We start from the raw sequence: 20,977 nt of genomic DNA, 5'->3' as shown, positions 1-20,977 counted from the left end.
GCTACTTAAAGGGTTAGGACCTCTCTGGACTAACTTTCCCCCGTGGTAGTTACACATACCATTAAGCGAAGAATTCATGTATAAAAAATAGTTAAAGGGGGATCCATGAATATGGAAACAATGGGTAGACACGTAATCTCTGAACTATGGGGTTGCGATTTTGATAAGTTAAATGACATGGATTACATTGAAAAAACATTTGTAAATGCAGCATTAAAATCAGGCGCGGAAATTAGAGAGGTTGCTTTTCACAAATTTGCTCCTCAAGGAGTAAGTGGTGTGGTTATTATCTCTGAATCACATTTGACAATTCACAGCTTTCCAGAGCATGGTTATGCTAGTATCGATGTTTACACTTGCGGTGATTTAAATCCTAACATTGCTGCAGATCATATTGCAGAATCTTTAGGAGCACAAACTCGTGAAAACATTGAGATCCCTAGAGGTATGGGACCGGTACAAGTAAAGCAAGCTCAAGCAAAAGCTCTTTAAAACGTAAAGAGGTGCGGATTAATTGATCTGCACCTCTTTTTATTATCGGCAAATTTCAGTATGATAGTAGTAGAATAAATTTCGATACATAAAGTGAAAATTAATAAGAATAAAGGGGAATATGACAATGAGTTTTGTGAATAAATTAAAAGATATTTTTAGTACCCATCAAGAAACAAGGGAAAATCACCATAATCCCGATTTGAAAAGTCATTATTATAAAACAACGAATAAAAAAGCATTACAATCTGTAAAAGAATTAATTGAACAAACACCAGGAATGACTGTTACATCTGTTTCAGAAGAACGTGGAGAAATGAGCGTAAACGTTGATCGTCCGAGAAAAGCTTTTCTTATTGTAACGGTTATTTCTGTGCGTCCTTTTGAGACAGCAGTTGATTTTACAGCGACTACAACAACGGTCCTCCCGACAGATTTTGGATACAGTAAGAAATTAATTACTGAACTTTACAAAAAGCTCGACCAAAAAGAATCATTTGTTGGAACTGGGAAAACACGAAAATAAATTTAAAAATGAGTGATGAAATGTCAACAACTTAAAATTTTGACATTTGATTGGAGCTGGTCATATGAAATGTCCTTCGTGTCAGCATAATGGGACAAGAGTATTAGACTCACGGCCTGTAGATGAGGGAAAATCAATTCGACGCCGACGTGAATGTGAAGAATGTCAATATCGATTTACTACATTTGAAAAGGTTGAGGAATTCCCATTAATTGTCGTGAAAAAGGAAGGGACTAGAGAAGAGTTTAGTCGTGAGAAAATTTTAAGAGGTCTTATTAAAGCGTGTGAAAAAAGACCGGTTCCCCTGCAAAAGCTTGAGGATGTTGTTCATGATATTGAGAAGGAACTGAGAAATCAAGGTGTCTCTGAAGTTAACAGTGAATTTGTAGGTGAAATGGTCATGGACAGGCTTGCGAGAATTGATGAGGTAGCATATGTGAGGTTTGCATCCGTTTATCGTCAATTTAAGGATATTAATGTGTTTATTGAAGAGTTAACCGATTTAATTAAGAAAGTAAGATAGAATCGAAAGAGCTTTTGAAGAGGTGTTCTTCAAGCTCTTTTTTCAGTGTAGGAACTTTTCACGTTTAATATATTGTAATGAAAGGTTGAAGGGGATGGAACAGCATTGGAAGGAATTGCTTGCTATTGACCGTTATTCAGTAAAAAGCAACTCAATTCTACAAGACTTGGATCGAAAAATATTAACATTGCTTTATCAACCATTGATTGGGTCAAAATGTTTCAGTTTATTTATGACTCTTTGGGGAGAGTTGGAGCAGAATCGCTTATGGAGTGAGGAAACAACGCATCATAGTTTAATGACGATTATGCAAAGTAACTTACGTGACATCTATCAAGAACGACTAAAATTAGAAGGTCTTGGTTTATTAAAAACTTTTGTAAACGAAGATGACGGTGTTAAGAAATATGTTTATGAACTACAAGCTCCAGTAAGGCCGACAGAGTTCTTTCAAGATGGTGTTTTAAATGTTTATCTTTATAATCGGGTAGGCAAAAATAAATTTTTGCAGTTAAAACGTTTTTTTTCAGATGAACAAAAAACTGAAGGAATGCAGGACATTACCAAGTCATTTAATGATGTTTTTGACTCTGTTCGTTCCGCTGAAATGGTTGGAAGAATGAATGAAGAAACGATAAAAGATTTGTCGCTTGAAAAGAATCGAGAATTTGTTAGTACAGAAAGTAGATCAAAATTAGAGATTTCTGATTCTGCTTTTGATTTTGATTTATTCCTTGCAGGACTTTCTGATGCTCTCATCCCGCATAAATCTATCACTTCCTTAGTAAAGGATGTAATAAAGAAGCTCTCGTACCTGTACGGCATTAATGCTATTGATATGAAAAATGTTGTGATGGCAAGTATTGATCAAGACGAAAACATTGATCTTGAATTGCTAAGAAAATCTGCACGTGATTGGTATCAATTTCAGCATGGAGATGAATTACCAGGCTTAATAGATAAAGTACAGCCACCATTATTGCGAGGGAAGCAAGATCAGAAACAATTAACAAAGGAAGAGGAGCTTATCTTTCAACTAGAAAGAATATCGCCAAAACAATTTTTAATGGATGTTTCCGGTGGAGTTACTCCTTCTGTTGGTGATTTGCAAATTATTGAAGAAGTGATGCTTCAACAAAGGCTCGAGCCTGGAGTTGTGAATGTATTAATTTATTATGTTATGTTAAAGACGGATATGAAGCTTACGAGAGCTTATGTTCAAAAAATTGCAAGCCATTGGACAAGGAAACAAGTGAAGACTGTAAAAGATGCTATGGATTTAGCTAAACAAGAGCACCGTCAATATCAACAATGGGCAGAAGAAAAGACAACAAAGAAGAAAACGGAGAATAATAAGAAAGCACCTATTCGTAAAGAAATGCTACCGGCATGGTTAAGTGAAGAAACAAATAGTGACCATAAAGATCAGCAGGAATTAAAACAAAAAGAAAAACATGATGATAAAGCATCAAGCGTGGATATTGAACAATTTGAGTTAGAGAAAAAGAAATTATTTGATCGGATTAGAAAATATAAGGATAATAAAAATAACGAGACATAATGAGAGGAGGGGGAATAAATGGAACATTTAAGCAATTCCTTTAAAAAATTAGCAAATAGACCAGATTTTAATGATCGCTATAATGATTTGAAAAAAGAAGTATTAAACAATCCTGATGTACAAGCTTTTATAACAAAACATTCGACTGAAATAGAAGAGGGTATGATTAATAGAAGCTTGGTTAAGCTTTATGAATTTGTCAACCAAAGCAAAAATTGCAAAAGCTGTCCTTCACTATCACAGTGTAAAAATATTTTAGAAGGCTATCACCCTCATTTAGTGATTCAAGGGCGTATTATTGACCTTCAATATACAAAATGCCCAACGAAGGAAGCATATGATGAACGTAAGAAACACGAGGCTCTTATTAAAAGCATGTATATTCCAAAGGATATCCTCGAGGCTCAATTTGATAAAATTGATGTTGATGTAGAGGAAACAAGCAGATTAAAAGTGATCGGGATGGCTCAAGATTTTGTGGAAGCATACAACAGTGGGCAACGTACAAAAGGTTTGTATTTATATGGCTCTTTCGGAGTTGGTAAGACCTATATTTTAGGTGCAATCGCAAATGAACTTGCTTCACATAAAGTATCATCTATGCTTGTTTATGTCCCGGAATTTATGAGAGAGCTAAAAGGGTCATTTCAAAATTCATCATTGGATGAAAAACTTGATGCGGTAAAGAAAATTCCTGTTCTTATGCTCGATGATTTAGGGGCAGAATCAGTATCAAGCTGGATGAGAGATGAGATATTAGGAACAATTTTACAATATCGCATGCTTGAAAATCTCCCTACTTTTATCTCATCCAACTTTGGTTTAAAAGAACTTCAACATCACCTTGCATACTCTCAACGTGGTGAAGAAGAACCTGTTAAAGCTGCAAGAATCATGGAACGAATCAAACATATGACAACACCAGTAGAACTAATCGGTCGAAATCGCAGAGGCTAAGTGGTGGTAGAAAAGAGATTGAGATGATCAATCTCTTTTCTTTTGTATAATCCAACTAATTCTTTACTTCTAAAATATATGTTCCCCCCATATATATGAATCGAGGTGCTGCAAATAGGGGGGACAAACATGCTCGAGATATTATTTGGGTCTCCGAAAGAGGCAAGAGCAATCTATTCGATCTTTCATTCGATTCACGATAAATTTCATTCAGAACTTCAATTAGTTAATAATCAGTCCATAAAACTCAATCCAAAATCATGGGATATTACAGTAAAACAACTAGTTATACCAGGTTTAATTCAATTTATTATCAATCATAAAGAGCATCTTATTATGTTAAAAATGATAAAAGAAAATTATTATTTTAGTGAGGAAGAGGAACAGCAACAGATTATACATATTGCACATTCTATTATGGAAGGCCAAAGGGAAGAAATTCCAAGGGTTCAAGAGATATCTTCCAGAGAGCAAATGATTAGTGATGCACTTGAACAATTTCTTCGTCCTGACTTATATTTTTCATTTTCATCTTTTCAAAAATTTCGTCTTCACAAATATATAGATAGTTTAAGAGAATATGTTGAAATTGCGATTGAAGAATATAAAATGGAACAAGAATATCAAAGTTTTGTTCAAAGTTTAAGAGATTACTTGGCAAAAAAAGAAAGTAAGCTGTCTAAGCTTCAAATTGTATTTGATCAAGAATGTTTGGTTTATGACCAGGACAAACAATTAATGACTGAACATCAACTAAAAAAATATATTGATAAAGATTTCGTTTATCAACATCCGATGTATATTGATAAGCAGTTGTTGGCACCACTTGTATCAATTGCACCCGATTGGCTTATGCTTTATACAAATAACTCATTTGAAGGTATGGTTCAGACCATTCAAAATATTTTTGAGGAACGGGTGACAATATATCCACTGGAAAATTTTTAAGGTTCTCTACATATATTTAATTGAAATCCATTCTTGATTTTAAAGATGAAACATTTTATAATACGAGGTAATTGAAAAATTATCTGTATTGATAAGGACACGAGTTTGTTTTTACGGTTCCCAGAGAGGGAAGGAGTTGCTGAAACCTTCCTAACACGATTAACGTACTTACCACCTTTAAACTTCAGTTGTGAAAGGATGCTGTATGCATCTAATTAGTAGCTGACGGTCTCCCGTTATCGATTTTAAGCCATGTCTATTTGTTTATGTATGTTTTTGGATAGATATTGGGAACAAGGGTGGAACCACGGTCCATTGATAAGTTATCTAACTCGTCCCTTTTTTAGGGACGGGTTTTATTTATTTTTAGGCAATTTTAAACGAGCCTATTTTAAAGAAATTATATCATTATATGAGGTGAACAAGGATGTCAGACGTTATAAAAATTGCGTTTCCAGACGGAGCTGTAAAGGAGTTTGCAAAAGGCACCACAACAGAAGACATTGCGGCATCCATTAGCCCTGGTTTAAGAAAGAAGTCACTTGCAGGGAAAATTGATGGTCAATTGGTCGACTTACGTACACCAATTGAAGAAGATGGTGCAATTGAAATTGTTACACAAGATAGTGCTGAAGCATTAGAGATTATGAGACACTCGACTGCCCATTTAATGGCGCAGGCTATTAAGCGTTTGTATAAAGATCAGTCAGTAAAACTGGGAATTGGACCTGTTATTGAAAATGGTTTTTATTATGACATTGATATGGAACAAGCCATTACTCCTGAGGATCTACCGGCAATTGAAAAGGAAATGAAAAAGATTGTAAATGAGAACCTTGACATTGTACGTGTAGAAGTAAGCCGTGATGAAGCAAAACGCCGTTATGAAGAAATTCAAGATCCTTTAAAGCTTGAGTTACTTGAAGCAATTCCTGAAGGAGAGACAGTTTCATTTTACGAGCAAGGTGAATTTTTTGACCTATGCCGTGGAATACACCTTCCTTCAACTGGTAAAATTAAAGAATTTAAATTATTAAGTGTTGCTGGAGCATACTGGCGTGGGGACAGCAATAACAAAATGTTGCAACGAATCTATGGAACAGCTTTCTTTAAAAAAGCTGACTTAGATGAACATCTTCGTTTATTAGAGGAAGCAAAAGAGCGTGACCACCGTAAATTAGGTAAAGAGCTTGGATTATTTACTTCTTCTCAAAAAGTTGGACAAGGTTTACCGCTTTGGTTACCAAAAGGTGCAACAATTCGTCGTATTGTTGAGCGCTACATTGTTGATAAAGAAGAGCGCTTAGGCTATCAGCACGTGTACACACCTGCTTTAGGAAGTGTTGAGCTTTACAAGACATCTGGACACTGGGAGCACTATCAAGAGGACATGTTCCCTAAAATGGAGATGGATAATGAAGATTTAGTTCTTCGCCCAATGAACTGTCCACACCATATGATGATTTATAAAAATGACATTCACAGCTACCGCGAACTACCAATTCGTATTGCTGAGCTTGGATTAATGCATCGTTATGAAATGTCAGGAGCACTAACTGGTTTACAGCGTGTTCGTGGAATGACGTTGAATGATGCTCATATCTTTGTACGACCTGATCAAATTAAAGATGAATTCATTCGTGTTGTACGTTTAGTTGAAGCTGTTTACAAAGACTTTGGAATTGATAAATATTCATTCCGCTTATCTTATCGTGATCCAGAAGATAAAGAAAAGTATTTTGACGATGATAACATGTGGGAAAAAGCACAAAGCATGTTAAAAGATGCAATGGATGAATTAGGTCATGATTATTATGAAGCAGAGGGAGAAGCGGCATTCTATGGCCCGAAGCTTGATGTACAAGTAAGAACAGCTCTAGGCAAAGATGAAACTCTTTCAACTGTTCAATTAGACTTCTTACTTCCTGAGCGCTTTGATTTAACATATGTTGGTGAAGATGGAAAACAACATCGACCTGTTGTTATTCACCGTGGTGTTGTTTCAACAATGGAACGTTTTGTTGCCTTCTTAATTGAAGAATACAAAGGGGCATTTCCAACATGGCTTGCACCTGTTCAGGTTCAAGTAATTCCAGTATCACCAGCCGTTCATCTTGATTATGCTAAGCAAGTTCAAGAGCAACTACAAGAAGCTGGACTTCGTGTAGAGCTGGACGCTCGTGATGAAAAATTAGGGTATAAAATCCGTGAATCTCAAATCCAAAAAATACCTTATATGCTTGTAATTGGTGATAACGAGATTACTGAGAAAGCTGTTAACGTTCGTAAATATGGTGAACAAAAATCAGAAACTGTACCATTCGAACAATTCTTAGAACAGATTAAGCAAGAAGTAAAAAGATCATAATGTAAAAAACAGTAGAGGCATTAGGCCCTACTGTTTTTTCATACATTAACTAATTAAAAAAGTTATTGCATGAATGAAATCGTTCTGTTAGAATAACTTATGTTGTTAAAAAACATACAGTACTTACTTGCAACAAACTAGTAATGGTGTTATAATTTTCAAGGTAATTGAATAGTCTTTTATATATACAAGTAGAAGCACCCGCTTCTCACCTGATTGACACATCCGTTTGTAGTTGGCAGGTTGCGATGATAGATGATAACAATCGTAGTGTGGGTGTTTTGCGTCCACGCTTTTTTATTTTTCCTGAAAAATAAAAGAACCGTGACCTACAAAACCGGATTTAAAATCACTATTCAGTTTTTAAAAAACCTTGGAGGTGGCTAATTATTAGCAAAGATATGATGGTAAATGACGGAATTCGCGCACGTGAGGTTCGTCTAATCGGTGCCAACGGAGATCAGCTTGGAATTAAATCTCGCCAAGAGGCTTTAGAAATTGCAACAAGAGCTAATCTAGATTTAGTTTTAGTAGCTCCTAATGCGAAGCCTCCTGTATGCCGCATCATGGATTACGGTAAATTTCGTTTCGAACAGCAAAAGAAAGAAAAAGAAGCACGTAAAAATCAAAAGATTATTAATCTTAAAGAGGTTCGCTTGGTTCAACAATCGATGAACATGATTTTAACACTAAGCTTCGAAATGCACGTAAATTCTTAGAAAAAGGCGATAAAGTAAAAGCTTCTATCCGCTTTAAAGGCCGTGCAATCACTCATAAAGGAATCGGTCAAAAGGTGCTTGATCGTTTCTCTGCAGAATGTGCTGATTTAAGTACGATTGAATCACATCCAAAAATGGATGGTCGTAGCATGTTCCTAGTTTTAGCACCGAAAAATGAAAAGCAATAATCCCTTAAGGAGGAATACCTTATGCCAAAAATGAAAACTCACCGTGGAGCTGCTAAGCGTTTCAAAAGAACAGGCTCTGGTAAACTTAAACGTTCACATGCTTACACAAGTCACTTATTCGCTAACAAATCTACAAAAGCTAAACGTAAATTACGTAAATCAACTGTAGTAAGCAAAGGCGATTTCAAACGTATTCGTCATTTATTAGACAATCTTAAATAATCGGACCATCGTAATATAGGAGGGAATTTACATGCCAAGAGTAAAAGGCGGTATCGTTTCACGTAAACGTCGTAAAAAAGTATTAAAATTAGCTAAAGGTTATTTCGGTTCTAAACATAGATTATACAAAGTTGCAAACCAACAAGTAATGAAATCATGGATGTATGCTTACCGTGATCGTCGTCAAAAGAAACGCGATTTCCGTAAGTTATGGATCACTCGTATCAATGCAGCTGCTCGTGTAAATGGTCTTTCTTACAGCCGTTTAATGCACGGATTAAAGCTTGCTGGTATCGAAGTAAACCGCAAAATGCTTGCTGACTTAGCAATTGCTGATGAAAAAGCATTTGCTCAATTAGCAGATGCTGCTAAAGCACAGCTTAACAAATAATTGAACGCGAAAGAGCTGACTCTTAAATGAGTTAGCTCTTTTTTCATAGAATGGGCTACTATTTATATAAAAACAAAGGAGAAAAACATGACCTATCTAATTGGTTTTTATTTATTAATAAATCTTATTGGTTTTACGATAATGGGCATGGATAAGAATCGAGCTAAAAAAGGAGAATGGAGGATTAAGGAGTCAACGCTTTGGCTTGTTGCTGCTATTGGAGGAGCTTTAGGTAGCTATTTAGCTATGAGGACTTTCCGACACAAAACAAAGCATTCTTCATTTAAATATGGGCTGCCTATTTTAACTTTGGTACATATCGGTCTTTTTGTTTATTTATCTGTTCGATTAGCATAAACTCATACACCTTCTCGTAAAATGGAAACAAACACTACAAACCTCTAGAATGGCAAACATGAAAGTGGTGATGAAGATTCAACTCGCAACCTCCACTGTATTAACAGCTATTGAAACAACTGGATTTTTTGCGCCCGTGGTCTTTATTTTGTTTCATATTATTAGGCAGTTTCTTCTTATTCCTGTAGCGGTAGTATGTTTAGCAGGTGGGATCTTATTTGGTACACTTCCTGGATCGTTGTATTCTGTCATTGGACTAACATGTGCTAGTATTACATTTTATTTTTTCTCCAAACTCTTTCCGATTTTTATTAATCGATTTGTTAAGATGAAAGAGAAATGGTTGGGAGCTTATACAAACTTATCAATTATGCAAATTATCATTTTAAGAGTTATTCCTTTTGTTAACTTTTCTCTGATTTCTTTATGTATTTTAGACAAAACAAAAACATTTCGTCGTTATACGAAGGTATCGTTTTTAACACATATTCCGTCAACTCTTTGTTTTACTTGTTTAGGTGCTTCCATTCAAACTCTATCACCATTAGTAATCGCTGGCATTGTTATGATGTTACTAGCATTAATTTATTTTTTTAGAGAAAAACAGGCCTTTATTAAATGGAGCGATTTTTTTGTGAAGGAAAAAGCATAAAAGCTTGAGAAAAATCATCTCAAGCTTTTTTGTATTGTATCAATTTTCACGTTTTTTAATTAACAATTCCTTAATAGGCTTTTCCAATCAACTTTAGAAAATGGATAACGTTTTTTTACTTCTTCCTCAATAGTATTAAAATCATCCAATGTTAAATTGTAAGCTGCTAGTTGATTTTGTCCATATAAAGACTGACACGACCTCGAAAGCGTTAGTTGTTGTCCCTAGATATTTTTCTCCTTCAAATAATGCGCCCTTATAGGTGAGAAGGAAGTTTTTTCTTACATTTTCTTTATCATCTAAAAAATAAAATTGCTTTTGTTCATGAGCTAATTCAAGCTTTCGTTTTGGGTTAAATAAATATTTAAAACCTGAATAAAGCAGAAATAGGATGATAACGATTAAAAGTAATCGTAAAATTATCACAATCATTTGCTAACCCCTCCTCAGGGTAATTTTCCTTATATACGAATAAAGGTAGAAAAGGTTTCAAGTTTTTCTCAATTTGTTATAATTTTTTTGAAGAGATTTTTTTAATGGGGGATAAGTTCATGAACTTTTCAATACTATTTAACATGCAGCAAGAATTAGACAGCAAAATAGAAGCTCAGCACCAACTACAAAATGAAAATTTAATTGAGCGAAAAGTATTAGCATTATTAGTTGAAGTCGGAGAGTTAGCTAATGAAACAAGATGCTTTAAATTTTGGAGTTTAAAGCCATCTGCATCAACTTCCGTTATATTAGAAGAATATGTAGATGGCATCCATTTTATCCTGTCATTGGGATTAGAGATGAAAGTAAATAGGTTGTTAGATTTAAATGAGGTACAAGCGGATCGAACGATAACAGAACAATTTTTAAAGGTATATGAAACAATTCAAGCTTTTAAAAAAGATCAATCTCACGCAACCTATAAAGAGATGTTTGAAGAATATTTACTGCTTGGAAAATTGTTAGGTTTTTCATCAAAGCAAGTGGAAGAAGCATATATTTCAAAAAATGAAGTGAATCATCAAAGACAGGAGCAAGGTTATTAAACCGTGCTATTTTCTTTCGACTAAATACTTGTTGTATAATGAATATGATTGTTAATAGAAGGAGGCAACATAATGACAAAGCTAGATGAAACGTTAACAATGCTAAAAGATTTAACAGATGCAAAAGGCATACCTGGAAACGAGCGTGAAGTTCGTGATGTAATGAAAAAATACATAACTCAATATTCTGATGAAGTGACAACAGATCATTTAGGAAGCTTAATTGCTAAAAAGGTTGGACAAGAAAACGGACCTAAGATTATGATTGCGGGCCACTTAGATGAAGTAGGATTTATGGTGACACAAATTGATGACAAAGGTTTTCTTCGTTTTCAAACAGTTGGAGGATGGTGGTCACAGGTAATGCTTGCACAACGTGTGACGATTGTGACAAGTAAAGGTGACGTAACTGGAATTATCGGCTCTAAGCCTCCACATATCTTACCTCCTGAGGCTCGTAAAAAACCGGTGGACATTAAAGATATGTTTATTGATATTGGTGCAACAAGTCGTGAGGAAGCTTTAGAATTTGGTGTGAAACCAGGTGATCAAGTTGTTCCTTATTTTGAATTTACAGTTATGAAAAACGAGAAATTTCTTCTTGCAAAAGCTTGGGACAACCGAATTGGCTGTGCGATTGCAATCGATGTATTAAAGAATTTAAAAGGAACGGATCATCCAAACGTAGTATATGGTGTTGGAACTGTTCAAGAAGAAGTAGGCTTACGTGGAGCAAGAACTTCGGCTAACATGATTGAGCCTGATATTGCTTTCGGTGTTGACGTAGGTATTGCTGGAGATACTCCGGGTATATCAGATAAGGAAGCAGCAAGTAAAATGGGTGAAGGTCCACAAATAATTCTTTATGATGCCTCAATGGTATCTCATAAAGGTTTGCGTGATTTAGTAACAGATACAGCTGATGAATTAAGTATTCCATATCAATTTGATGCGATTGCAGGTGGCGGTACTGATTCAGGTGCGATTCATATCTCAGCAAACGGGGTACCTGCTTTATCTATTACAATCGCTACTCGCTACATTCACTCACATGCAGCAATGCTTCATCGTGATGATTATGAAAATGCCGTAAAATTAATTACTGAAGTAGTAAAAAAATTAGATCGTGACACAGTAAACAAAATTACATTTGATTAAAAATAAGAAATGCTGGGGAAATGTCCCCAGCATTTCTTATTTTTATTGAACGTTTTTGTTTAGACCTTGCTCTAACATTGTTAACATTTCTTTTTTATCTTCATTATTAGCATTTTGCCAAATCACTTCGAAAAGAACACCTAAGCCTGGTAGCATTTTTTCTTCACCGCTTTGTATCGCATCAACAATCGTGTCTTGTAATTGATCTTGCGTATTTCCTGAAACATTTGAGATAACTGCATGACGTAGATTTAAATTCAATGTAGCACACTCCTTTTTAATTGGTTCTAGCTTCGTTCCTTGATTAGTAAAACTTATGTAAAGTATCAAGGCTTCTCCGCATTTAATTTTAGAATTTGTTAATTAGGCTATAATTATGTATGATTGGAAAGAGAAAATGGAATTGTTATTAAAGGAGTATGAAAGTGGATCGAATAGAATCAGTCAAAAATCCAAAAGTAAAGCAGTGGAAAAAATTACATACAAAAAAAGAACGTGAAGCAACCGGTACATTTCTTATAGAAGGGCTACATTTAATTGAAGAGGCTTTAAAAACGAAAGAGATGATTAAGTTATTAATTGTTTCGGAAGAAATGTCGCTTCCTCCTCATTTAAACGTTGATAATTTAAACTTAATACTTGTTACAAAGGATGTTATGAAAGCCATTAGTGATACAGAAGCACCACAAGGAGTAGCTGCTATATGTGAATTCCAACGAGAGCACTCTCCACAATCATGGAGTAAAGTTTTATTAATAGACAGTGTTCAAGATCCAGGAAATTTAGGAACAATTATACGCACAGCGGACGCGGCGGGCGTTGATGGAATAATATTAGGTGAAGGAACTGTTGATCATTATAATTCAAAAGTTATCCGTTCAAGTCAAGGTTCACTCTTTCATCTTCCAATTGCAAAAGGTAATTTAGAAGAATGGATCGATGTTTACAATGAAAAGCAAATTCCTACTTACGGTACTTCATTACAAAATGGGCAGAGTTATAAAGAAGCTGCTCCTGCTGAGGAATTCTGCTTAATAGTTGGCAATGAAGGTAGTGGGGTACACAATAAATTATTACAAAAAACATCAAAAAATCTGTATATACCTATATATGGAGGGGCAGAATCGTTAAACGTGGCCATTGCAACAGGAATATTACTTTATCATTTACGTGGTTAGGCAGGTTGCGGGAACAAAAGAGTTTGATTATAATAAGATAGAAATTACATAAGCTTAAAAAACGATGACAGAGACTAGTACTTTACAGTTCGTCTACCCAGGGAGAAAATGCCTTGACTGAAAGCATTTTTTAGATTGAAGTAAATGAATTCATCTCTCGAGTTGACACTAGGACCGTATGGAATCGGTTTTGGAAGTAATGGTTTATCCGACCTCTCTCCAACATCCGACCTCTAAAAACGTAAAGGTGTTCCGGTTTTTACCGTTATGGAAATGAAGTGAGTTGTACTAAGTATTTTTTTAGTATGATTAACAAGGGTGGTAACGCGAATTCAACTCGTCCCTTTTATGGGGCGAGTTTTTTATTTTGCAAAAAAAGCTGCTAATACGCTTTTTAAATAAAGGAGGAAACAACATGCAGGAGCAATTAAAACAGCTTCAACAAGAAGCGCTTGAAAAAGTAGAACAAGCGCAGGATTTAAAAGCTTTAAATGACATTCGTGTCGCTTATTTAGGAAAGAAAGGTCCAATTACAGAAGTATTACGTGGAATGGGTAAGCTTTCAGCTGAAGAACGTCCAGTAATGGGTGCGTTAGCAAATGAAGTAAGAGAAGCAATTGCTACGTCTATTTCTAGTAAGCAGGAGCATTTAGAACAGCTCGCTGTTGAGCAAAAGCTAGCAACAGAAACGATTGATGTTACGTTACCAGGTCGTCCTGTAAGAGTAGGAAATCATCACCCAATCACTGCGGTTATTGAAGAGATTGAAGATCTTTTCCTTGGAATGGGCTATCAAATTGCCGAGGGTCCAGAGGTTGAAACTGATTATTACAACTTTGAAGCTTTAAACCTTCCAAAAGGTCATCCAGCTCGTGATATGCAGGATTCTTTCTATATTACTGAAGAACTTCTTTTACGTACACATACCTCACCGGTTCAAGCAAGAACAATGCAAAAGCATGAGGGCAAGGGACCAGTTAAAATTATTTGTCCAGGTAAAGTGTTTCGACGTGATAACGATGATGCTACACACTCTCATCAATTTACACAAATTGAAGGACTTGTTATTGATGAAAACATTAGTATGAGTGATTTAAAAGGAACACTTGAAGTATTTGCAAAGAAAATGTTTGGTGAAGAGCGTGAAATTCGTCTGCGTCCTAGCTTTTTCCCATTTACAGAGCCTTCAGTAGAAGTTGATGTATCATGTTTCTCATGTGGAGGTAAAGGCTGTAATGTATGTAAAGGTACAGGATGGATTGAAATCCTTGGAGCAGGAATGGTACACCCGAATGTACTAGAAATGGCAGGCTTTGATTCTAAAAAATATAGTGGGTTTGCATTTGGAATGGGACCAGAACGTATCGCCATGTTAAAGTACGGTATCGATGATATTCGTCATTTCTACACAGATGATGTACGATTCTTAAAACAATTTAAACGAGCGTAAATAGGAGGCTTTAAACATGTATGTTTCATATAAATGGTTAGCAGAATATGTTGATTTGTCAGGCATTACACCAGATGAATTAGCAGAAAAAATTACACGCAGCGGTATCGAGGTTGAAGGTGTCGAGGTTCTTAACGAAGGCATGAAGGGTGTTGTTATTGGTCATGTTGTAGAAAAAGAACAACATCCTGATGCGGACAAACTAAATAAATGTCAAGTGGATTTAGGAAACGGTGAAGTTGTCCAAATCATTTGTGGAGCTAAAAATGTTGATAAAGGACAAAAGGTTGCAGTTGCAACAGTAGGTGCTGTTTTACCTGGCAACTTTAAAATCAAAAAAGCCAAGCTTCGTGGAGAAGTGTCAAACGGAATGATTTGCTCATTACAAGAGCTAGGAATTGAAAGCAAGCTTGTAGCGAAGGAATATTCTGAAGGTATTTTTGTTTTCCCAAATGATGCAGAAGTTGGAAAAGATGCTTTAGAACAATTAAATCTTGATGATGCTGTACTTGAGTTAGGATTAACTCCAAACCGTGCAGATGCTCTTAGCATGCTAGGGGTAGCACATGAAGTTGCAGCGATTTTAAATCGTGAAGTGAAGTATCCGGAAATTTCTTTTGAAAGCTCATCAGAGACAGCTTCGAGTTATGTTGAAGTAAATGTAGAAGCAACTGAAGATAATCCATTATACATCGCAAAAGTAATGAAAAATGTCACGATTGCTCCTTCACCGTTATGGATGCAATCACGTTTAATGGCAGCTGGAATCCGCCCTCATAATAATGTGGTTGATATTACAAACTTTGTACTATTAGAATACGGTCAGCCTCTTCATGCTTTTGACTATGACCGTTTAGGATCTAAGGAAATCTTAGTTCGTCGTGCAAAAGGCGGAGAGAAAATTGTTACACTTGATGATCAAGAACGAACACTAACTTCTGAACATTTAGTGATCACAAATGGTACAGAGCCTGTTGCTTTAGCTGGTGTAATGGGTGGAGCGAATTCAGAAGTCCAATCTGACACAAAAACAATTCTTTTAGAGTCTGCTTTGTTTAATGGTCAACGTATTCGCACAGCTTCAAAAGATCATGGATTAAGAAGTGAAGCAAGTGCAAGATATGAAAAAGGAGTTGATCCTAATCGTGTTCCTGCAGCTGCGGAGCGTGCAGCACAATTAATTTCTTTATATGCTGGTGGAGAAGTGCTAGAAGGAGCAGTAGAGGTTAGGTCTACAAGTTTTGAACCAGTTGTTGTAAAAACAACGGTTGAAAAAGTAAACAGAGTACTTGGCATGAACATTTCAGCTGAAGAAATGAAGAGTATCTTTGAACGACTTCAATTTGGAGTGGAACTAGATAACTCTACAATAATTGTAACTGTACCTACTCGTCGTGGTGATATTACAATTGAAGAAGATCTTGTAGAAGAAGTAGCTAGACTTTACGGTTATGATAATATCCCAACAACATTACCTGTAGGTCAAGCAATTCCAGGTAAATTAACTGATTACCAGGAAAAACGTCGCAAAGTTCGCCGTTATTTAGAAGGTACAGGATTATATCAAGCCATTACTTATTCACTAACTAGTGAAGAAAAGGCACCTAAATATGCACTTGAAACATCTGACCTAACTAAGCTTGCTTTACCAATGAGTGAGGAAAGAAGTGTATTACGTCTAAGTCTTCTTCCACATCTTTTAGATGCGTTACGATACAATTTGGCTCGACAAATTGATCAAGTGGCACTTTATGAGATTGGCTCAGTATTCCTTTCACAAGGAAAAGATGTTCAGCCGCTTGAAAAAGAACGCTTATCAGGAGCTGTTACTGGCCTATGGCATTCACATTCATGGCAGGGTGAGAAAAAGCCGGTTGATTTTTATGTTGTTAAAGGAATAATTGATGGTCTTGTTAATTTATTAGGCTTATCAGATGTTATTGAATATAAGCAATCTAAACGAGAAGGCATGCATCCAGGACGTACTGCTGAGGTATTCCTCGGAGATAAGCTTGTTGGATTTGTTGGTCAAGTTCATCCAACTGTTCAAAAGGAACTTGATCTTTCAGAAACATATGTGTTTGAACTTTCATTAGTTGATCTTTTAACAGCAGATGTAGAAGAAACTCGTTTTGAAGTCATTCCTCGCTATCCTTCTATCACTAGAGACATTGCGCTTGTTGTAAACAAAGATGTTATTGTTGGTGATATTGAAAAGGTAATTAAAGAAGCTGGAGGAAAAATGCTGAAAGATGTAGCTGTTTTTGACCTTTATGAAGGCGATCGTCTTGAAGAAGGAAAAAAATCAGTGGCATTCTCGCTTCGCTACTTCGATCCTGAACGTACGTTAACAGATGAAGAAGTATCAAAAGCACACGAGAAAGTATTGAGTGCTGTAGAAGAAAAAACTGGCGCAACATTAAGAGGATAACACAAGAAAACGAATCACCGATGCGGTGATTCGTTTTTTTTGTTCATGACCTTTTAGCAAGCTTTGCTGCTTTTTCGGTATTTGCAAAATGTTTTTTCGTAATGGTAGCTAAAAATTCAGGTCCTTTTTTTGAATGATTTTTGCTGCGGCAACGTCAACTTGTGCACCTGCACCTTTTGGGATTATAACACCCGCTTTTTCAGATAGCTTGTCGAACTCTTTAATAAACGAGTATCTTGCAATAATAGATGCGGCTGCAACGGCCAGGTGAACACCTTCCGCCTTTGTTGAAAAATAAATATTATCTTTATACACTTTTTTCCCTTGAAGATACTTAAAATACACAGGGGGCTCTGCAAACTGATCAATTAAAAGCCCATCTGGTTTTTCAGGATCAATCTTGCTTAGTAGCTTGTTTATTGCCTGATTATGTAATAAAGCTTTCATTTTACCTTGTGACATTCCCTGCTGTTGTAACTCGTTATATTTTTCATTATGAAGAACTAGTAAATGATAAGGGATTGTTTTTATAAGGTCCTTTGCAATCTGACAGATTTGAGGATCTTTTAAGTTTTTAGAATCTTTAACACCGAGCTCCTGTAATAACGGCATTTGCTCTTTTCTAACGTATGCTGCTACTACTGTCATTGGTCCGAAAAAGTCTCCAGTTCCAACTTCATCTGAACCGATAATAGAGAGACTTGAAATATTGGAAGGTGGCTGAAAACCAGTTGGCGTTTTGCTTGTTGACGGACTCTTTTTAGCTGAAGGACTAACCGTTCCCCATTTGGCTGCTTCCGCTTCCGCTGAAGCTCCTTGAAAAAGAACTTTACCTGATTTGTACGCAGTTATTGTACATCCATTGGTTTTTGCTGAAAAAACAGCACCTTGGGGAGTTTTCTCTGTTCTATTGTTTTCATAATGTTTTTCCATTTGATTGATCGTTGTCGAATTTACTTTAATGACTGAGTTGGCCATATGAAACATCCTTTCGTTTATATACTCTTTTAGAAAAGTAATGGCTATCGATATTCTTCCCATATGATAAAGCTTCGTGTTATGATAAGAATTAGGATTTGCAGGAAATGGAGGATTTATCGTTGTCAAATCGCCCTAAGTCTAAAACAACAGTAGATATATATGGTCAACAATTTTCAATTATTGGGACTGAAAGCACAAGCCATATTCGAGCTGTTGCTGCAATGGTTGATGATAAAATGCGAGAGATTAATAGTAAAAACCCTTCTCTTGATATTAATAAATTAGCTGTTTTAACAGCAGTCAATGTTGTTCATGATTATTTAAAATTAAAAGAAGATTATGAAAAACTGGAGAAACAACTAATAGAAAAGGATTGAAGCTAAGAAATGCTAGATTTCGTATTATTTATTATTCTACTATTCGGGATACTAGTCGGCTTAAAACGCGGTTTTATCCTTCAATTTGTTCATTTGACAGGATTTATTATCGCATACATAGTAGCATACCAGTATTTTGATGATCTTGCACCCAAATTGAAATTATGGGTACCTTATCCAGCTACAAGTGATGGACCAGCTATTCTCTCATTGTTAAGTGGAGAGGATCTTGAAGGTGCTTATTATCGTGCTGTAGCATTTGTTATTCTATTTATAGGAACGAAAATTGTGATGCAAATTATCGGGACAATGCTTGATTTTGTTGCGCTGTTGCCGATATTAAAGCAATTAAATAGGTGGGCTGGTTCTATATTAGGCTTTTTGGAATCATATCTTGTTTTATTTATCTTACTTTTTATTGCAGCCTTAATTCCTATGGAACAGATACAAACTGCTTTAGATCAATCAGTTTTAGCCAATTTAATCGTGAATCATACTCCTTACTTCTCAGATAAAGTTAATGAGCTTTGGATTCAATATATGTCCTAAAGAGACTGACTCAAAAGGGTAATCCCTCCATCACTCAGCAGTTATGAGACCAGAGGATCTTGCCCTTGGTTTGAGTCAGTCTCTTTTGATATGTTATGAAATGGGTCAAAATTGTACATTTTCTTTAATTATTTGTATCATTTTTATATAAGTGTTAGATATAGAGGTGAAAAAATGGATATTCATAAAAAAGATGTTATTCGACTATTAGAAAATATAGCAGTACTAATGGAATTAAAAGGAGAAAACCCTTTTAAAATATCAGCATTTAGAAAAGCAGCAAATGCTTTAGAATCGGACGATCGAAGCTTGGCTCTTATTGATGACTTTACAAAGATAGCGGGGATTGGAAAAGGCACTTCAGCCGTAATTAAAGAATTTGTTGAGACAAAAAGATCAGAGGTTTTGGAGCAATTGCAAAAAGAAGTACCAGAAGGGTTGCTGCCATTATTAAAGCTTCCAGGGTTAGGTGGCAAAAAAATTGCCAAGCTATATAAAGAACTTAATATAGATAGTGTTGAGTCTTTAAAACAGGCTTGTGAAGAAAATAAAATCCAAGGATTAGCTGGCTTCGGAAAAAAATCAGAAGAAAAAATACTAGCGGCTATTGAGGAAATGGGCAGTCGTCCTGAACGGTTACCATTGTCTTTCATGTTGCCAATAGCTGAAGAAATTGAAGCATATCTTGAAGAATGTGAAGGAATTGAAAGTTACTCAAGAGCAGGAAGTCTGCGTCGTATGAGAGAAACAATTAAAGATTTGGACTTTATTATTTCTACAAATGAACCTGGTAAGGTAAGGGATCAGCTCTTAGCTTTACCGAAGTTGTCAGACACTATTGCGAGTGGAGATACGAAAGTTTCAGTTCAATTGCAATATGAATATGAAGTGAGTGTTGATTTTCGTTTAGTTAAGCCTGCAGAATTTGCTACAACTCTCCATCATTTTACGGGATCGAAGGATCATAATGTAAGAATGAGACAGCTTGCAAAAGAACGTGGCGAAAAAATAAGTGAATATGGTGTAGAAAATATAGAAACAAATGAAATCAAAACGTTTCAAACGGAGGAAGAGTTTTATCAGTATTTTAATCTCCCACATTTTTCACCTGAAATTCGTGAAGATGGAACAGAGGTGGATTCGTTTCATCATCAAATTCAGCTTATCTCTTTAGAAGATATAAAGGGAGATCTTCATATGCACTCAACTTGGAGTGATGGTGCATTTACGATTAGGGAAATGGTAGAGGCTTGTCGTAAGAAGGTACAAATATATTGCTATTACTGATCATTCTCAATATTTAAAAGTAGCAAATGGTTTAACACCTGAAAGATTAAGAGCACAAAAAAAGGAAATTGATGCTCTGAACGAAGAATATGACGATATAACAATCCTTGCTGGAGTAGAAATGGATATACTTCCTGATGCTACATTAGATTATGATGATGAGCTATTAAAGGAAATGGACATTGTTATCGCTTCTATCCACTCTAGTTTTTCACAATCACAGGATGTGATTATGAAAAGATTAAAAACAGCTCTAGAAAATCATCATGTTGATATTATTGCACATCCAACAGGAAGAATTATTGGTAAGCGTAAGGGATATGATGTGGATATTGATCTATTAATACAGCTGGCAAAAGACACGAATACTGCGCTTGAATTAAACGCAAATCCTCATCGTTTAGACTTAAACTCAGAATATGTAAGGAAAGCTCAAGAAGCTGGAGTGAAAATTGTGATTAATACTGATGCGCATAATATGGAAATGCTAGAAGATATGACAATAGGTATCTCAACAGCTAAAAAAGGTTGGATTGAGAGTGAAAATGTTATTAACACTTGGGATCTTGACAGACTTAAATCATTTTTAAATAGACATCATAGTGAGTAACACTTTATACAT

Annotated in this window: 20 protein-coding genes, 3 pseudogenes and 2 other annotated features; of the genes and pseudogenes, 20 read left to right on the top strand and 3 right to left on the bottom strand. The window is 35.6% G+C overall.

The window, feature by feature from the left end; translation table 11 throughout:
- The first annotated feature begins 111 nt into the window (after positions 1-111).
- The 12 genes and pseudogenes from speD (at position 112) to MVE64_RS06875 (ending at position 9,904) form a co-directional block, all read left to right on the top strand.
- Entirely contained in the window at positions 112-492 is a 381-nt protein-coding gene (gene speD, locus MVE64_RS06930) for an adenosylmethionine decarboxylase (RefSeq protein ID WP_098795047.1), read from the top strand.
- Between the two features lie 127 nt (positions 493-619).
- Complete coding sequence (locus MVE64_RS06925; RefSeq protein ID WP_231307989.1) at positions 620-1,018, top strand: cytosolic protein; 399 nt, start codon at positions 620-622, stop codon at positions 1,016-1,018.
- Between the two features lie 64 nt (positions 1,019-1,082).
- Positions 1,083-1,541, top strand: coding sequence for a transcriptional regulator NrdR (gene nrdR / locus MVE64_RS06920; protein WP_098795049.1), 459 nt, complete (start codon positions 1,083-1,085; stop codon positions 1,539-1,541).
- Between the two features lie 94 nt (positions 1,542-1,635).
- On the top strand, positions 1,636-3,102 hold the full coding sequence (locus MVE64_RS06915; protein ID WP_247344977.1) for a replication initiation and membrane attachment family protein: 1,467 nt from the start codon (positions 1,636-1,638) through the stop codon (positions 3,100-3,102).
- 18 nt (positions 3,103-3,120) lie between these two features.
- Positions 3,121-4,059: a primosomal protein DnaI gene (gene dnaI / locus MVE64_RS06910; protein WP_247344975.1), complete on the top strand. Its 939-nt coding sequence runs from the start codon at positions 3,121-3,123 to the stop codon at positions 4,057-4,059.
- A gap of 129 nt (positions 4,060-4,188) precedes the next feature.
- On the top strand, positions 4,189-5,007 hold the full coding sequence (ytxC, locus tag MVE64_RS06905) for a putative sporulation protein YtxC (protein WP_247344972.1): 819 nt from the start codon (positions 4,189-4,191) through the stop codon (positions 5,005-5,007).
- Between the two features lie 427 nt (positions 5,008-5,434).
- Positions 5,435-7,375 carry a threonine--tRNA ligase gene (gene thrS / locus MVE64_RS06900; protein ID WP_247344969.1) on the top strand — a complete coding sequence of 647 codons (1,941 nt, stop codon included), beginning with the start codon at positions 5,435-5,437 and terminating at the stop codon, positions 7,373-7,375.
- A gap of 183 nt (positions 7,376-7,558) precedes the next feature.
- Positions 7,559-7,680 (top strand) — a sequence feature (ribosomal protein L20 leader region).
- 81 nt (positions 7,681-7,761) lie between these two features.
- Positions 7,762-8,282: pseudogene (infC, locus tag MVE64_RS06895) on the top strand (translation initiation factor IF-3).
- 21 nt (positions 8,283-8,303) lie between these two features.
- Positions 8,304-8,504, top strand: a complete 201-nt coding sequence (gene rpmI, locus MVE64_RS06890) for a 50S ribosomal protein L35 (RefSeq protein WP_231307984.1) — start codon at positions 8,304-8,306, stop codon at positions 8,502-8,504.
- Between the two features lie 31 nt (positions 8,505-8,535).
- A complete protein-coding gene (gene rplT / locus MVE64_RS06885) occupies positions 8,536-8,895 on the top strand; it encodes a 50S ribosomal protein L20 (protein ID WP_026560854.1) in 360 nt (119 codons plus the stop codon).
- Positions 8,896-8,982: 87 nt separating this feature from the next.
- Positions 8,983-9,252, top strand: a complete 270-nt coding sequence (locus MVE64_RS06880; RefSeq protein WP_247344966.1) for a DUF1294 domain-containing protein — start codon at positions 8,983-8,985, stop codon at positions 9,250-9,252.
- Positions 9,253-9,310: 58 nt separating this feature from the next.
- Entirely contained in the window at positions 9,311-9,904 is a 594-nt protein-coding gene (locus MVE64_RS06875) for a TVP38/TMEM64 family protein (RefSeq protein WP_247344964.1), read from the top strand.
- A gap of 141 nt (positions 9,905-10,045) precedes the next feature.
- Here the strand turns inward: MVE64_RS06875 and MVE64_RS06870 are convergent, their stop codons facing one another.
- Complete coding sequence (locus MVE64_RS06870; RefSeq protein WP_345740783.1) at positions 10,046-10,336, bottom strand: sigma-w pathway protein ysdB; 291 nt, start codon at positions 10,334-10,336, stop codon at positions 10,046-10,048.
- A 119-nt stretch (positions 10,337-10,455) separates the two neighbouring features.
- Between MVE64_RS06870 and MVE64_RS06865 the strand changes: the two genes are divergently transcribed.
- Both MVE64_RS06865 and MVE64_RS06860 read left to right on the top strand, forming a co-directional pair.
- Positions 10,456-10,944 (top strand): dUTP diphosphatase, encoded by a 489-nt coding sequence (locus MVE64_RS06865; RefSeq protein WP_247344961.1) that lies wholly within the window; start codon positions 10,456-10,458, stop codon positions 10,942-10,944.
- Between the two features lie 72 nt (positions 10,945-11,016).
- On the top strand, positions 11,017-12,102 hold the full coding sequence (locus MVE64_RS06860) for a M42 family metallopeptidase (RefSeq protein WP_247344958.1): 1,086 nt from the start codon (positions 11,017-11,019) through the stop codon (positions 12,100-12,102).
- Positions 12,103-12,144: 42 nt separating this feature from the next.
- Here the strand turns inward: MVE64_RS06860 and sspI are convergent, their stop codons facing one another.
- Positions 12,145-12,363 carry a small acid-soluble spore protein SspI gene (gene sspI / locus MVE64_RS06855; protein ID WP_247344955.1) on the bottom strand — a complete coding sequence of 73 codons (219 nt, stop codon included), beginning with the start codon at positions 12,361-12,363 and terminating at the stop codon, positions 12,145-12,147.
- Positions 12,364-12,527: 164 nt separating this feature from the next.
- Between sspI and MVE64_RS06850 the strand changes: the two genes are divergently transcribed.
- The 3 genes from MVE64_RS06850 to pheT all read left to right on the top strand — a co-directional run bounded on the left by MVE64_RS06850 (position 12,528) and on the right by pheT (position 17,161).
- A complete protein-coding gene (locus tag MVE64_RS06850) occupies positions 12,528-13,280 on the top strand; it encodes a TrmH family RNA methyltransferase (protein WP_247344952.1) in 753 nt (250 codons plus the stop codon).
- A 55-nt stretch (positions 13,281-13,335) separates the two neighbouring features.
- Positions 13,336-13,628: a binding site (T-box leader), on the top strand.
- 67 nt (positions 13,629-13,695) lie between these two features.
- Entirely contained in the window at positions 13,696-14,730 is a 1,035-nt protein-coding gene (gene pheS, locus MVE64_RS06845) for a phenylalanine--tRNA ligase subunit alpha (RefSeq protein WP_247344950.1), read from the top strand.
- Positions 14,731-14,746: 16 nt separating this feature from the next.
- Positions 14,747-17,161: a phenylalanine--tRNA ligase subunit beta gene (pheT, locus tag MVE64_RS06840; RefSeq protein ID WP_247344947.1), complete on the top strand. Its 2,415-nt coding sequence runs from the start codon at positions 14,747-14,749 to the stop codon at positions 17,159-17,161.
- Between the two features lie 43 nt (positions 17,162-17,204).
- Here pheT and rnhC read toward each other — a convergent pair.
- A pseudogene (rnhC, locus tag MVE64_RS06835) lies at positions 17,205-18,139 on the bottom strand (ribonuclease HIII).
- Between the two features lie 122 nt (positions 18,140-18,261).
- On the opposite strand from rnhC, the gene zapA reads away from it, so the two are divergent.
- From zapA to polX, 3 genes and pseudogenes are all read left to right on the top strand, one after another.
- Entirely contained in the window at positions 18,262-18,519 is a 258-nt protein-coding gene (zapA, locus tag MVE64_RS06830) for a cell division protein ZapA (protein WP_098795869.1), read from the top strand.
- A gap of 9 nt (positions 18,520-18,528) precedes the next feature.
- Positions 18,529-19,068 carry a CvpA family protein gene (locus tag MVE64_RS06825; protein ID WP_231307975.1) on the top strand — a complete coding sequence of 180 codons (540 nt, stop codon included), beginning with the start codon at positions 18,529-18,531 and terminating at the stop codon, positions 19,066-19,068.
- A gap of 174 nt (positions 19,069-19,242) precedes the next feature.
- Positions 19,243-20,965: pseudogene (gene polX / locus MVE64_RS06820) on the top strand (DNA polymerase/3'-5' exonuclease PolX).
- Positions 20,966-20,977: the final 12 nt, after the last annotated feature.

It is taken from the genome of Metabacillus endolithicus (genome assembly GCF_023078335.1).
Lineage (GTDB): Bacteria > Bacillota > Bacilli > Bacillales > Bacillaceae > Metabacillus > Metabacillus endolithicus.
The sequence above is the reverse complement of the archived record's forward strand: the minus strand, read 5'-3'. Positions and strand labels throughout refer to the sequence as shown.

What these genes read in the sequence shown, in the direction of transcription:
- MVE64_RS06880 (WP_247344966.1), top strand. Translation starts at nt 8,983, where the DNA reads ATGACCTATCTAATTGGTTTTTATTTATTAATAAATCTTATTGGTTTT.
- MVE64_RS06915 (WP_247344977.1), top strand. Translation starts at nt 1,636, where the DNA reads ATGGAACAGCATTGGAAGGAATTGCTTGCTATTGACCGTTATTCAGTA.
- rplT (WP_026560854.1), top strand. Translation starts at nt 8,536, where the DNA reads ATGCCAAGAGTAAAAGGCGGTATCGTTTCACGTAAACGTCGTAAAAAA.
- thrS (WP_247344969.1), top strand. Translation starts at nt 5,435, where the DNA reads ATGTCAGACGTTATAAAAATTGCGTTTCCAGACGGAGCTGTAAAGGAG.
- MVE64_RS06860 (WP_247344958.1), top strand. Translation starts at nt 11,017, where the DNA reads ATGACAAAGCTAGATGAAACGTTAACAATGCTAAAAGATTTAACAGAT.
- MVE64_RS06925 (WP_231307989.1), top strand. Translation starts at nt 620, where the DNA reads ATGAGTTTTGTGAATAAATTAAAAGATATTTTTAGTACCCATCAAGAA.
- rpmI (WP_231307984.1), top strand. Translation starts at nt 8,304, where the DNA reads ATGCCAAAAATGAAAACTCACCGTGGAGCTGCTAAGCGTTTCAAAAGA.
- MVE64_RS06825 (WP_231307975.1), top strand. Translation starts at nt 18,529, where the DNA reads ATGCTAGATTTCGTATTATTTATTATTCTACTATTCGGGATACTAGTC.
- pheT (WP_247344947.1), top strand. Translation starts at nt 14,747, where the DNA reads ATGTATGTTTCATATAAATGGTTAGCAGAATATGTTGATTTGTCAGGC.
- MVE64_RS06865 (WP_247344961.1), top strand. Translation starts at nt 10,456, where the DNA reads ATGAACTTTTCAATACTATTTAACATGCAGCAAGAATTAGACAGCAAA.
- nrdR (WP_098795049.1), top strand. Translation starts at nt 1,083, where the DNA reads ATGAAATGTCCTTCGTGTCAGCATAATGGGACAAGAGTATTAGACTCA.
- MVE64_RS06870 (WP_345740783.1), bottom strand. Translation starts at nt 10,336, where the DNA reads ATGATTGTGATAATTTTACGATTACTTTTAATCGTTATCATCCTATTT.
- dnaI (WP_247344975.1), top strand. Translation starts at nt 3,121, where the DNA reads ATGGAACATTTAAGCAATTCCTTTAAAAAATTAGCAAATAGACCAGAT.
- pheS (WP_247344950.1), top strand. Translation starts at nt 13,696, where the DNA reads ATGCAGGAGCAATTAAAACAGCTTCAACAAGAAGCGCTTGAAAAAGTA.
- ytxC (WP_247344972.1), top strand. Translation starts at nt 4,189, where the DNA reads ATGCTCGAGATATTATTTGGGTCTCCGAAAGAGGCAAGAGCAATCTAT.
- MVE64_RS06875 (WP_247344964.1), top strand. Translation starts at nt 9,311, where the DNA reads ATGAAAGTGGTGATGAAGATTCAACTCGCAACCTCCACTGTATTAACA.
- speD (WP_098795047.1), top strand. Translation starts at nt 112, where the DNA reads ATGGAAACAATGGGTAGACACGTAATCTCTGAACTATGGGGTTGCGAT.